Source organism: Pseudonocardia endophytica, assembly GCF_004339565.1.
GTDB classification, from domain to species: domain Bacteria; phylum Actinomycetota; class Actinomycetes; order Mycobacteriales; family Pseudonocardiaceae; genus Pseudonocardia; species Pseudonocardia endophytica.
In genome coordinates this window covers 3,248,490-3,261,076 of record NZ_SMFZ01000001.1, presented here as the reverse complement: position 1 = coordinate 3,261,076, position 12,587 = coordinate 3,248,490, and the positions used below count along the sequence as shown (strand labels likewise).

General features: G+C 70.9%; 14 protein-coding genes. 7 read left to right on the top strand and 7 right to left on the bottom strand.

Annotation, left to right across the window (positions count from 1 at the left end):
• Positions 1 to 1,083 carry an aspartate-semialdehyde dehydrogenase gene (locus tag EV378_RS14990; protein WP_132425484.1) on the top strand — a complete coding sequence of 361 codons (1,083 nt, stop codon included), beginning with the start codon at positions 1 to 3 and terminating at the stop codon, positions 1,081 to 1,083.
• 29 nt (positions 1,084 to 1,112) lie between these two features.
• Here EV378_RS14990 and EV378_RS14985 read toward each other — a convergent pair whose 3' ends face one another.
• Complete coding sequence (locus tag EV378_RS14985; protein WP_132425481.1) at positions 1,113 to 1,427, bottom strand: hypothetical protein; 315 nt, start codon at positions 1,425 to 1,427, stop codon at positions 1,113 to 1,115.
• 424 nt (positions 1,428 to 1,851) lie between these two features.
• Between EV378_RS14985 and EV378_RS14980 the strand changes: the two genes are divergently transcribed.
• Together EV378_RS14980 and EV378_RS37060 are read left to right on the top strand one after the other, a co-directional pair.
• Positions 1,852 to 2,775 carry a helix-turn-helix domain-containing protein gene (locus EV378_RS14980; RefSeq protein ID WP_279389631.1) on the top strand — a complete coding sequence of 308 codons (924 nt, stop codon included), beginning with the start codon at positions 1,852 to 1,854 and terminating at the stop codon, positions 2,773 to 2,775.
• A 15-nt stretch (positions 2,776 to 2,790) separates the two neighbouring features.
• A complete protein-coding gene (locus EV378_RS37060) occupies positions 2,791 to 3,072 on the top strand; it encodes a DUF397 domain-containing protein (RefSeq protein ID WP_424511224.1) in 282 nt (93 codons plus the stop codon).
• Between the two features lie 2 nt (positions 3,073 to 3,074).
• Here the strand turns inward: EV378_RS37060 and EV378_RS14970 are convergent, their stop codons facing one another.
• Together EV378_RS14970 and EV378_RS14965 are read right to left on the bottom strand one after the other, a co-directional pair.
• On the bottom strand, positions 3,075 to 4,091 hold the full coding sequence (locus tag EV378_RS14970; protein WP_132425472.1) for an endonuclease/exonuclease/phosphatase family protein: 1,017 nt from the start codon (positions 4,089 to 4,091) through the stop codon (positions 3,075 to 3,077).
• A gap of 66 nt (positions 4,092 to 4,157) precedes the next feature.
• Entirely contained in the window at positions 4,158 to 5,360 is a 1,203-nt protein-coding gene (locus tag EV378_RS14965) for an MFS transporter (RefSeq protein ID WP_165922295.1), read from the bottom strand.
• A 124-nt stretch (positions 5,361 to 5,484) separates the two neighbouring features.
• Between EV378_RS14965 and EV378_RS14960 the strand changes: the two genes are divergently transcribed.
• From EV378_RS14960 to arsC, 3 genes are all read left to right on the top strand, one after another.
• Positions 5,485 to 6,942, top strand: a complete 1,458-nt coding sequence (locus EV378_RS14960; RefSeq protein ID WP_132425466.1) for a catalase — start codon at positions 5,485 to 5,487, stop codon at positions 6,940 to 6,942.
• A gap of 139 nt (positions 6,943 to 7,081) precedes the next feature.
• Positions 7,082 to 8,422: an L-fucose:H+ symporter permease gene (fucP, locus tag EV378_RS14955; protein ID WP_132425463.1), complete on the top strand. Its 1,341-nt coding sequence runs from the start codon at positions 7,082 to 7,084 to the stop codon at positions 8,420 to 8,422.
• 9 nt (positions 8,423 to 8,431) lie between these two features.
• Complete coding sequence (arsC, locus tag EV378_RS14950) at positions 8,432 to 8,773, top strand: arsenate reductase (glutaredoxin) (RefSeq protein ID WP_132425460.1); 342 nt, start codon at positions 8,432 to 8,434, stop codon at positions 8,771 to 8,773.
• Here the strand turns inward: arsC and EV378_RS14945 are convergent.
• Positions 8,770 to 9,213 (bottom strand): hypothetical protein, encoded by a 444-nt coding sequence (locus EV378_RS14945; protein WP_132425457.1) that lies wholly within the window; start codon positions 9,211 to 9,213, stop codon positions 8,770 to 8,772. The genes arsC and EV378_RS14945 overlap by 4 nt on opposite strands.
• 183 nt (positions 9,214 to 9,396) lie before the next feature.
• Here EV378_RS14945 and EV378_RS14940 point away from each other — a divergent pair, with 183 nt between their 5' ends.
• A complete protein-coding gene (locus tag EV378_RS14940) occupies positions 9,397 to 10,215 on the top strand; it encodes a TetR/AcrR family transcriptional regulator (protein WP_165922294.1) in 819 nt (272 codons plus the stop codon).
• Between the two features lie 46 nt (positions 10,216 to 10,261).
• On the opposite strand, the gene EV378_RS14935 is transcribed toward EV378_RS14940, so the two are convergent.
• The 3 genes from EV378_RS14935 to EV378_RS14925 are packed head-to-tail and all read right to left on the bottom strand — an operon-like array spanning position 10,262 to position 12,578.
• A complete protein-coding gene (locus tag EV378_RS14935) occupies positions 10,262 to 10,867 on the bottom strand; it encodes a response regulator transcription factor (protein WP_132425451.1) in 606 nt (201 codons plus the stop codon).
• Positions 10,864 to 12,075 (bottom strand): sensor histidine kinase, encoded by a 1,212-nt coding sequence (locus EV378_RS14930; protein WP_243653464.1) that lies wholly within the window; start codon positions 12,073 to 12,075, stop codon positions 10,864 to 10,866. Before EV378_RS14930 ends, EV378_RS14935 begins: the two co-directional genes overlap by 4 nt.
• A gap of 26 nt (positions 12,076 to 12,101) precedes the next feature.
• Positions 12,102 to 12,578, bottom strand: a complete 477-nt coding sequence (locus EV378_RS14925) for a hypothetical protein (protein ID WP_132425448.1) — start codon at positions 12,576 to 12,578, stop codon at positions 12,102 to 12,104.
• Positions 12,579 to 12,587: the final 9 nt, after the last annotated feature.

Genomic DNA, 12,587 nt, shown 5'->3' with positions numbered 1-12,587 from the left:
ATGGCTCTCTCCGACGGGCCGGTGCTGGCCCTGGTCGGCGCGACCGGAGCGGTCGGCACGACCATGATCGACATCATCGACTCCCGCGAGTCCGTCCCGTGGGGCGAGATCCGGCTGATCGCGTCCGCGCGCTCGGCGGGCAAGGTCCTGCGTGTCCGCGGCGAGGACGTGACGGTCCTCGAGCTCAAGCCCGAGGTCTTCGACGGCGTCGACGTCGCCATGTTCGACGTGCCGGACGAGGTCAGTGCCGAGTGGGCGCCGATCGCGGCGGAGCGTGGCGCCGTGGCCGTGGACAACTCCGGCGCGTTCCGGATGGACCCGGATGTCCCGCTCGTGGTGCCGGAGGTCAACGCCGACAAGGTGACCGACCGTCCCAAGGGGATCATCGCGAACCCGAACTGCACGACGCTGTCGATGATGGCGGCGATGGGCGCGCTGCACCGCGAGTTCGACCTGCAGTCGCTCGTCGTGGCCTCCTACCAGGCCGCGTCCGGCGCCGGGCAGCCCGGCATCGACCAGCTCTACGCGGAGATCGCGGCGCTGGCCGGCAGGCGCGTCGGCATCGTCTCCGGCGACATCGCGACGGTGCTCGCCGACGCGGGCGTCGCCGTCGGGTCCGAGGCCGGTTCGCCGTTCCCCGCGCCGCTGGCGCTGAACGTCGTGCCGTGGGCCGGCTCGCTCAAGGAGGACGGCTGGGCCTCCGAGGAGCTCAAGGTGCGCAACGAGTCCCGCAAGATCCTCGGGATCCCGGAGCTCAAGGTCTCGGCGACGTGCGTGCGTGTGCCCGTCGTGACCACGCACGCGCTGTCGATCCACGCGACGTTCGGCCGCGACGTGTCGGTGGACGCGGCCCGCAAGGTGCTCGGCGAGCAGCCGACGATCGTCGTCAAGGACGACCCGGCCGCAGGTGAGTGGCCGACGCCGGCCGACACCGTCGGCGGGGAGCCGACCGTGGTCGGCCGCATCCGTCAGGCGCTGGACTTCCCGAACACGCTCGAACTGTTCGTGTGCGGTGACAACCTGCGCAAGGGAGCCGCGCTGAACACCTACGAGGTGGCCGAGACGGTGGCCGCCGCAGGCTGACCGGCCCGGACAGACCGGGGCGGTGCCGGCTACGGCGCCGCCCCGTCGTCGTCCTCGAGGTCACAGGTGGTGTCTCCGGACGGTGGCCGAGCAGGGCGCTGCTCCAGCTTCCGGAGTCGCTGTTCGAGTCGCCCGAGCCGCTCCTGCTGCTCGTGCAGCTCCCGTTCCCAGTTTTCGAGGTCGAGTTCGCGATCCATCAGGCGACGGCGTTCCTCGCCGTTCTCCCGCCGACCTGCGGCGACCTGTAGGAACGCCGTCTCGGTGGAGACGCGTTCGATGCGTCCGATCAGGACGGCCAGCCCGACGAGCAGGGCGGTACCGACGAGCGCGATGCCCAACATCATGGTGATCACCTGTCCGAGGTGAGCCGATGAGGAGGAAATCATACATCATTCGCCGTGAATATTCAGAGTGGAAGAGCGCGTGAGACTTCACCCGGCCGCGACCTGTCGCTCGGGCCGTCTCACGGCCTAGACTGGAACGCTGCACTGACAGCCTCGCCGCCGGTGATCGTCGGTCTCCATCTCGATCGGCTGGCGTCCATTCGATTGACACGGCCACTGACTTGCCAAGACTGTGAGGCGGGCGTCAGGCGCAGGGTCAACCGTTCGTCGCATAGGAAGGCTCTCTCACATACTTGTTAGGTCGCCGGGTCGTCACAGGTCGACTTACGAGCTGATCAAACGCTACAACGCTCCCCACTGAATATTCGGCCCGTCGCTGCGCGCTCGGCGGCGGCCCGCCCCGTTGAGCGGCAGGAGCTGTCTTGTGAGTGGATCGGCGCCAAGCGAAAATAGCGGCGCTGATCAACTGAGCCCGGCTGCGGCTCGGCGTCGCTTGGGGCAAGAGCTACGTCAGATGCGCGAGAAGGCCGGTTTGACACTTGTCGATGTCGGTGGCCAGATCGAAAGATCGCAGGCAACGATGAGCCGACTCGAGAAGGGCACTTCCCCCGCTCGTGCTGTCGACGTCGAAAAGATGTTGGACATCTACCGGGGCATGGGCGTCCGGGATGCCGAGATCTTTCGGGACGACGTTCTCTCCTTGCTCAAGACCGGACGACAGAAGGACTGGTTCAGCCCGTTTCGCGACGTGCTGGCAAGCGACATGACAGGCGATCATGTCGAGACGCTGATGAGTTACGAGGACGACGCGTCACGCATCGTGTCTTACGAGCCCGACCTCGTGCCGGGCGTTCTGCAGACTGAGCAGTACGCGATGAATGTCATCGCCGCCTACTTTCCCGACCATACCGAGCGCCAGCGGGCGCGCTTGCTCGAGCTCCGTCTGGAGCGAGGCCGCCGCCTACGCCGACGGCGAGACCTTCAGATCGACCTCGTGCTGAGCGAGAACGCTCTCATTCGTGCATTCGGTGGTGCCGAGACCCTCCGCGGGCAGCTCCAGACGATCGAGGGCGAGATCCACAACGGGTCGCCCCACATCACCGTGCGCCTCGCTCCATCGACACTCACGTTGCCCGCCGCCATTGGTGGCCCGTTCACGGTGATCACCACAGCGGATTCGGCTGACGGCGACGTTGTATACCTCGAGCAGCGATCCGGAGCGCGGTATCTCACCAGCGGCGACGACGTGTCGGGCTACGCCCGGCAGTTCGAGACGATCTCCGCAGCTTCCCTCGAGAGGGAGCAGGCTCACGATCGGGTCGAGGAGATCACCAAGCAGCTGGTCTGATGGAGTGAGCGTGGCGTGGCGTCGCGTCGTGTTCACTCGCGGGATTGGCGATATACACTCCCGGGTGTTCCGACTCTAGGGAGGCCGGCGCCGGTGGCCGACGATCGCCCACTCGACCACCCGCCGTTCCGGACGAGTACGTACTCCGGCGGTGGTGGCTGCGTCGCCGTCGCGTTCCCGGATATCGAGATCCGTTTCCGGAACAGTCGTGACCCCGGGGTCGTGTTGTCCTGTTCCCGGCCTGCCTGGTCGACGTTCGTCGCGGGTCTCAAGGGCCTGGCGGCAACCGGGACCTGACGTCAGGGACGCCGCAGCGTCGTCAGGATCGCGCGGTGGTCGGTGCCAGGGACGTCGATGACGCGGAACGACTCGGCGTCGGTGCCGTTCGTCGAGAACACGTGGTCGATCTGCGGGCCGAGCCACCGCGGGGCCCAGTTCGGCCAGGTGCCGGTCAGGCCCTCTCCGGTGCGGGACGCGGCGTCGTCGCACCCCGCGGTCGCGTCGCGCAGGACGGAGTGGTCCAGCGTCGCGTTGAAGTCGCCGGCCACGACCGCGGGCGTGGGGCCGGAGCACCACTGGCGCAGCAGTTCCAGGTCGTCGCGCCATTCGTCGGTCGCGCCGCGGGTCGGGGCGACCGAGTGGTAGGCCGCGAACCGCAGGTCGCCGAGCCCACCGCCGGTCGCCTCGATGTACGGGAAGGGTCGGGACTGGCCGACCCGGATCCGGAGATCCCCGAGCCGGTCCGACCAGGCCAGCGTGACGCCGCCGACGTCGGGACGGTTCGAGGCCGTCGACGCCTCGCTGCGGTACCCGAGTGGTGCGATCAGCGGGTCGAGCTCGGAACGGAAGCGCTGCCCCGACTCCGGGATCGCGACGACGTCCGGCTGCTCCGAGCGGATGAGTGCGGCCAGCGAGTCGACGTCGGCGTTGCCCTCGTAGACGTTCAGGGAGAGCACGGTCAGCGGTGCGCCGACGGCCGTCGGAGGGTCCGCGACCGCGCGGGGCAGGACCATCGACGCTCCGGCCACCGCCACCAGCGCGAGACCGGCGGTGATCGGCCACACCCGTCGTCGGAACACGGTGACCAGCGCGAACACGACCACGACGACGACCAGCGCGGCGAGTGCCATCGGCCGGAACGCGTTCAGCTGCACGAACGGCGCGAACCGGTCCATCCCGAACAGCAGGTCGGGCACCACGGCGATCGCGGCGAGCGCGGTGAGCAGCAGCGCGGCCAGCCAGCGCAGCGGCCCGCCCCGCCGTCGGGCGGGGTGGTTCTGGCGGGCGTCCGCGTCGGGCCGGGGAGGAGCGCTCATCGCACTCCAGTCTGCCCGCGAACCCGGCTCCCGACCGGAGCTTGCGCCAGCCGTCTGTGGATCTTCTCAGGGAACGGTCGACCCCTGTGCGCTGCGCATCAGGACAGCCGACACGCCGGCGACGACGAGAGCCACGGCGCCACACACGACGATCGCGACGGCCGGTGACGCGGCGTCGACGAGCACACCGGACAGCGGCGTCGCGATCGCCATGCCGGCCGTCGTCGCGGACCCCTGCAGCCCGGCGACGACCCCACGCACCCGGTCGGATGCCAGGTCGGCCACCGCGTTGCTGCCCGCGGCCAGCGTCGGAGCGGTGCACAGGCCCGCGGCGATCAGGAGCAGGGCGAACGTCCACCACGGGCCGCCGAGCGCGGCCGGCAGCGTCGCCACGCCGAGCGCCGCCAGGAGGGCCGGCAACCGGACGTCGCGCCGCGCCGCGCCGTAGAGGAAACCGCCGACGAGCGACGCGACGCACCACACGGCGTTGACCACGGCGATCGCCCAGGCCTCGCCGCCGCGGGTCAGCGCGGCGATGAACGCGAGTTCGGTGCCCATGATCGCGACGATCGCGGCGGCGACCGCGAGCAGCGCCCCGACCAGCGGTGCGCGCAGCCACTCGCGGACCGGTGGACGAGGCGGGCGGGGTCCCGACCGGGCCGCCGACACGGGCGGGTCGAGCACCAGGAGTGCGACGGCGACCAGCACGAACCCGGCGCCGATCGACCGCATCGTGACGGTGCTGCCGAGCACCAGCGTCAGCAGCGAACCCAGCGCGGGCCCGGTCATGTAGGACATCTCGACCGACATCGAGTCCAGCGCGAACGCGGGCCTGCGACGACCCTCCGGCACGGCGGCGGCCAGTATCTGGCGGGTCAGGGAGAACACCGGGAGCGCGAACACACCGCCCGCGAGAGCCGCGACCAGCAACCACGTGTAGCTCAGCAGCGGCGCGACCGTCCAGAACACGCCGCTCACGACGAGGCTGACCAGGACGGCGGGACGCAGCCCGAACCGGTCGACCACGATCCCCAGCACCGGTGCGCCGACGGCCATGCCGGTCGTGATCGCGGCCGCGACCAGCCCCGCGGCGGCGAACCCGTGCCCGAGCGTGAGCACGACGTGCAGCGTGACCGTGACGCCGACGGCCGTGGCCGGGATCCGGGCGCCGAACGACAGCGCGGTCACCGCGCCGACGCCGGGCAGTCGCAACACGTCCCGGTACGCGGCGAGCCCGGATTCCGCGGGAGCCCGGCCGGTCGTCGTCACGGTCGCATCGTCACCCACGGCGGTCGACTCCCGCGACGGAGATCGTGGACGTCACCACGCATTCCCTGCCGTCGAGCGGGTACACGCGGGTACCCACCACGAGTTCTCACGAGGAGGCGCGGCAGTGACGACGTCGCAGTCCAAGCCGACCACGACCGACTCCGGCAGCCCGATCGCCAGCGACGAGCACTCGCTGACCATCGGCCCGGACGGTCCGCTCCTGCTCAACGATCACTACCTGATCGAGCAGATGGCGAACTTCAACCGGGAGCGCATCCCGGAGCGCCAGCCGCACGCCAAGGGCGGCGGCGCGTTTCTGAAGTTCGAGACCACCGAGGACGTCAGCCGCTACACGAAGGCGGCGTTCCTGCAGCCGGGCGTCGAGACGCGCGGCGTCATCCGGTTCTCCACGGTCGCCGGCGAGCGGGGCAGCCCCGACACCTGGCGCGACCCGCGCGGCTTCTCGTTGAAGCTGTGGACGACCGAGGGCAACTGGGACATGGTCGGGAACAACACCCCGGTGTTCTTCGTCCGGGACCCGATGAAGTTCCAGCACTTCATCCGCAGCCAGAAGCGGCGGGTCGCGAACAACCTGCGCGACCACGACATGCAGTGGGACTTCTGGACGCTGTCGCCCGAGTCGGCGCACCAGGTCACCTGGCTGATGGGCGACCGGGGCATCCCGAAGACCTGGCGGCACATGAACGGCTACTCCAGCCACACCTACAGCTGGATCAACGCCGACGGCGAGATGTTCTGGGTCAAGTACCACTTCAAGACCGACCAGGGCGTCGAGTGCCTGACCCAGGAGGAGGCGGACACGCTGGCCGGTTCCGACCCGGACTACCACCAGGCCGACCTGTACAACACGATCGAGGCCGGCGACTTCCCGTCCTGGACCCTCCACGTGCAGGTCATGCCGTTCTCCGACGCGAAGACCTACCGGTTCAACCCGTTCGACCTGACGAAGGTCTGGCCGCACGACGACTACCCGCTGCAGAAGGTCGGGAAGCTGACGCTGGACCGGAACGTCGAGGACTACCACGCGGAGATGGAGCAGGCGGCGTTCGAGCCGAACAACCTGGTCCCCGGCACCGGCCTGTCCCCGGACAAGATGCTGCTGGCCCGCGGGTTCTCCTACGCCGACGCGCACCGCGCCCGGCTCGGGGTCAACTACAAGCAGATCCCGGTCAACTCCGTGCAGAACGCAGAGGTGAACAACTACCAGAAGGACGGGAACATGCGGATCACGAACACCCGTGATCCGATCTACGCCCCGAACTCCTACGGCGGGCCGCAGGCCGACCCGTCGCGCGTCGCGGAGGCGCTCTGGCACGCCGACGGCGACATGGTGCGCTCGGCCTACGCCCTGCGCCCCGAGGACGACGACTTCGGCCAGGCCACGACGATGGTGCGCGACGTATGGGACGACGCGGCCCGCGAGCGGTTCGTGAACAACGTGTCCGGCCACCTGCTCGACGGCGTGTCCGAGCCGATCCTGCAGCGTGCGTTCGAGTACTGGCGCAACGTCGACAAGGACCTCGGCGACCGGATCGAGCAGGCCGTCCGAAGCGGTTCCTGACCACCGGTCACGAACGGCCCCGGTGCCGGCGGACGATCCGCCGGTGCCGGGGCCGTCGTCGTACCGGGCCGTGACGCGGGTCTCGTTCCCGGGTTACGTTGCGCGACGACAACGTCGTCACCCCGGGGGAGCGTGCGGGATGCTGATCAGGAACCCGGCACGGCAACTGGACTCCGGCTATCTCGACCGGATCCCGTACTTCCAGTTCGTGCTGCTGTCGCTGCTGTTCCCGATGTGGGGCGCGGCCGCCGGGCTCAACGACATCCTCATCACGCAGTTCAAGCACGTCTTCACGCTGTCCGACGCGGCGACGGCGTTCGTCCAGTCGGCGTTCTACGGCGGCTACTTCCTGATCGCCATCCCCGCGTCGCGGATCATCCGACGGACGTCCTACAAGGTCGGCGTGTTGATCGGGCTGTCCGTGTACATCGTCGGGTGCGGGCTGTTCTTCCCGGCCAGCACGCTCGCGACGTACGGGATGTTCCTGTTCTGCATCTTCGCCATCGCGATCGGCCTGAGCTTCCTGGAGACGAGCGCGAACACCTACTCGTCGATGCTCGGCCCACGGTCGTCGGCGACGCTGCGGCTGAACATCTCGCAGACGTTCACCCCGATCGGCAACCTGGCCGGGGTCGTGCTCGGCAAGTACCTGATCTTCGGCACCGGGGACTCGATCCAGGCCCAGATGGACGCGGCGCCGACCCCGGAGGCGAAGCTCGCGCTCGGCCAGGACCTGCTGCAGAACACGCTGCTGCCGTACAAGTACATCCTGGTCGTGCTCGTCTGCCTGCTGGTGCTGTTCCTCGTGACGCGGTACCCGTCCGCCAAGCCCGCCGAGGACGGTGCGACGCCTCAGGCGGGGCTGGCCGAGACGTTGCGCCACCTCGGCCGCAACCGGCAGTACCGCAAGGGGATCGTCGCCCAGTTCCTCTACGTCGGGATGCAGACCGCCGTGTGGTCGTTCACGATCCGGCTCGCGCTGGACCTCTACCCGGGGATGAACGAGCGCGAGGCGACGAACTACATGATCGTCGGGTTCTGCTGCTTCCTCGGTGGCAAGTTCGTGGCGAACGTCCTGATCGCACGGTTCTCCGCCGCGCGGGTGCTGATCGCCTACTGCGGCATCGGGGCGGTGCTGCTGCTCGTCGCCGCGTTCGGCCCGTCCGGGCCCGCGATCTGGCTGGTCGTCGCGTCGAACCTGCTGATGGGGCCGGGCTGGCCGACCATCTTCGGCCAGACGCTCGACACGATCGACGACAAGCGCTACCAGGAGACCGGCGGGGCGATCCTCGTGATGGCGATCGTCGGAGGTGCCGTCGTGCCGGTGATCCAGGGAGGTGTGTCGGACCTGCTCGGATCGCTGCAGATGTCGTTCGTCGTCTCGGCCGCGTGCTTCCTGGGCATCCTGCTGTACTTCCGCAGCAACCTGCGACAGGGCGTCGAGGACGCGCGCACCACCGAGTCCGCATCGCAGTCCTAGGCTGCCCGGGTGGAGATCTGGCACAACCCGCGCTGCTCGAAGAGCCGCGCGACGCTCGCGCTGCTGCAGTCGAACGGGGTCGAGCCGACCGTGCGTCGCTACCTGGACGACCCGCCGACCCGTGCCGAGCTGGAGGCCGTGCTCGCCGCGCTCGGCACGGACGACCCGCTGGCGATCACTCGCACCGGCGAGGCCCGGTTCCGCGAGCTGGGTCTGAAGGGCGCCGACCGGGACACCCTGCTCGACGCGCTGGCCGCGAACCCGGTCCTGGTCGAGCGCCCGATCGTGTGCGACGGCGGCCGCGCCGCTCTCGGACGCCCGCCGGAGCAGGTGCTGGGGCTGCTGTCCTAGCGTCGCTCCCGCCACAGCAACACCGTCGCGACGGCGCCGACCACGACCGGCAGCAGGCCCAGCGCCGTGATCCAGGTCGGGAACAGCGTGCGGCCGTACTCGGCGGCGACCATGTCGAACCCCGCGGCGCCGAGCCCGAGCAGGAACAGGACCGTCGCCGTCGGGGCGGTCCAGCGCCGTCCCCTTGTCGCACCCCGCAGCGTCGCGAGCCAGCCGACGGTGCCGAGCAGGCCCACCGCCAGCAGCCACGTGACCAGGAACGACTCGGAGTCCTGCCACGGGACGTCGTAGCCGGCGTAGACCTCGGCGAGCCGTGCGTGGATCGACCCGACGGTCGCCTGGTCGACCAGCACCGCGGCGGCGCTCACCAGGCTGGCGCCCAGCCCCGCCCACAGCGTGGTCGTCGCGGCGGAGCGACGGGTCTCGATAGTCGTGGACATGTCGTTCTCCTATGATGGGGACGTTCAGACACGATGTCTGAAACTTGAAACACTATGTCTGTTAGAAGGCGCGCGATGCAACACGGATGCGGCGACGCGGACCCTGGTGTTCCTCGGGGTTCGTCCCCGACCAACGCGGGCGGCCTGTTCGCCGACGGTCCCGGCAGGCCCCGTCGTCGCAGGATGTCCGACGCCGAGACGGAGCGGCGGATGCTCGAGACGGCCGCCGACGCCGTCGCGGAGGCGGGCCTGACGGTCAGCCTGGACCACATCCGCCTCGAGGACGTGATCCGTGAGGCGGGCGTCTCGCGCAGCGCGGTCTACCGGAAGTGGCCGTCGAAGGGCGAGTTCCTCGGCGACCTGCTGCTCGAGCTCTCCCGCGGCCAGGCACCGATCGCCGACACCGGATCGTCGCAGGCAGGTATGACGATCCGGCGCGTCCTCGACGAGCGGTTCGACGACCTGGGCACGCCGGAGGGCAGGCGCCGGACACTCGCCGAGATCGTCCGGGAGACGGCCGAGCAGGACTTCCGGCACATCGTCGGCTCCCGGCAGTGGCGGACCTACCTCGCGCTGACCGTCACGTTCATCGGGATGCCGGGCGGCGAGCTGCGGGACCGGGTGGGCGAGGCGCTGGCCGGGTCCGAGCGCACGCTGACCAGCCGGATCTCGCGCAACCACGAGGCCGTCGGCCGTCTGCTCGCGATGCGCCCCGCCCGCCGGGACGCGGGCTGGGACGCGCTCGCGCACCTGGCGAACGCGCTCATGCGCGGGATGGTCGTGAAGTCGCTCGCCCAGCCCGAGCTCGCCGACCGTCGGATCACGGCCGGGGTGGGCGGGCCCGACGCCGAGTGGACGCTCGCCGCGCTCGGCGTCGCCGATCTCGTCCTGGCCGCGCTGGAGGACGACCCGGACGTCGAGTGGGACGACGAGCGCGCCGGCCGCGTGCGGGCGGTGCTGGCGACCGGCGGGAACCCGGTCGGGCCCGAGCCCGGTCCGTGACCGGGTTCCGGACGTCCCGCTCCGGGCGCCCGACACCGGCACCCGCTCACAGCCAGCCGTTCTCCTCGGCCAGCCTGCTCGCCTCCGCCCTGGTCCGCGCACCGGTCTTGGCCATCGCCGCCGACAGATGGTTGCGCACGGTTCCCTGCGACAGGTGCACCGAGCGGGCGATGTCGACGACCGTTCCGCCGTCGGCGGCCGCGCGCAGCACGTCGCGTTCACGCTCGGTGAGCGGGTTGGAGCCGGTCGTCAGGGACTCGGCGGCCAGCGCAGGGTCGACCACGCGGAGCCCTCCGTGCACCCGGCGGACGGCGTCCACGAGGGCTTCCGGCGGGGAGTCCTTGACGACGAACCCGGCCGCGCCCGCGGCCATCGCCCGCGCCAGGTAGCCGGGCCTGGCGAACGTGGTGCAGATGACCACACGGCAGGCCGGCAGCCGTCGATGCAGCTCGGCGGCCACGGTGAGGCCGTCGGATCCGGGCATCTGCACGTCGAGCAGCGCGACCTCGGGTGCGGTCCGCTCGGCGGCCTCCACCACCTCGGTCCCCGATCCCACCTCGGCGACCACCGTGATGTCGCGCTCCAGCCGCAGCAGCGAGGCCATGGCGCCGCGCACGAGCGCCTGGTCGTCGGCGATCAGGACCCGGATCACGGGACGGGCTCGGAGTCCGCTGCGCCGCGGCGCAGCCCCGCCGTCGGTGGTGACGGCACGTGCGCGGTCACCCGGAACCCTCCTCCGGGCAGCCGCCCGTGCTCCACGGTGCCCGAGACCGCGGCGAGGCGTTCGGCCAGGCCGGACAGGCCGTTCCCTCGCCCCGGCTCCGCGGCGCCGTCACCGCCGCCGTCGTCGGTGATCGTCACCCGGTCGTGGTCGAGCCGGACGGTGCAGTTCGTGGCCCCGGAGTGCCGGATGACGTTGGTGACCGCCTCGCGCACGACGTAGCCGAACACCACCCTCAGCCCGGCGTCGATGTCGTCGACGGCCACCGGCAGATCCGCTCGGATGCCGGAGGCCGTCAGCGCCACCCGCGCCCCGGCGATCTCGGTGGCCAGCGTGACGGTGCGGTAGTCCGAGACCGTGGCCCGGATGTCGGACAGCGCCTGCCGGGACAGGTCCTCGACCGCACGGATCTCGTCGACGGCCGCCGGTACGTCGCCCGCCGACTCGAGCAGCCGGCGCGCCAGGCCGGCCTTGACCGTCATCGTCGAGAGACTGTGCCCGAGCACGTCGTGCAGGTCCCTCGCGACGCGCTCCCGTTCACCGGACACGGCCATGCGGCGCACCTGCTCGCGGGCGGCCCGCAGGTGGCCGATCGTGAACAGCAGTGCGAACACCGTGCACAGGATCGTGCCGACCCCGACCAGTGTCGCCACGGCGACCGGGTCGAAGCGACCGGTCACCCACATCCAGCCGACCTGCCAGGAAACCAGCGCGGCCCCGATCGCCGCCGAGTACCGCAGCGGCAACAGCATGAACGCGGCGGCGATGGCGAACGTGCTGTCGGTGAGATGGGAGGGGGACCCCAGTACCAGCGCAGGCAGGACCGCGAGCACGACCAGCGCGGCGACGAGCAGCGCCCGCTCACGGTGCGGGCGAAACGGTCCGGACCAGGCGGCCAACACGCAGCCCGCCCCGTAGCCGACGCCCGCGGCGAGCAGGACGGCGACGACGACCGGGTCGCGATCCCCGGAGGCGCTCTCGACCATGCGTGGCGCCAGTCCGGCCAGGGCGACGCCGGTCACGGCCAGGCGGACCACCCGGTCCCGGGTGACGCCACGGCCGGTCGGGGAGGCGTCCTTCCAGGACTCCCATTGCGGCCACCGGCTGGCCGAGAAGTCACCGGGCTCCCACAGCGGCACGGCGGCCACTCTAGACCGGCCGCTCGTCACCGGCCGATCACCGAGACCGCCGTGGTCCTGGTGGCGACCCGCCTGCGCCGCCGACGGCGCATCAGCACCAGGGTGAGGGCGAACGCCTGTACCGGGAGGTCCAGCCCGGGCAGGTCGACCGCTGCGCCCCGCAGGCGGGAGCGGGTGACGCGACCGAGCGCGCGGCCGTCGGCGCCGGTGAGCGACTCCGCGCCGCCGAGCCGGTCGCGTCGGAACCACCGGGTGCCGTCCGCGGTCCGCAGCGACCAGGTCCTGCGGTGCACCCGTTCCGCCGCGGCCGCCACGGACCCGTCGGCGGCCACCAGGTCGTAGGCGCCGCGGGCGGTACCGGCACGGACCTCGTAGGCGACACCGTCCACCTCGACCGCACCTCCGGACGTCCGCGCCCCCAGCGTCACGGTCCCGAGCAGGTGCCGCCCGCGGTGCAGCGCGTACCGGTCCGGCCGTCGTCCGGTGCTGTTCACATCGATCACGACGACGAC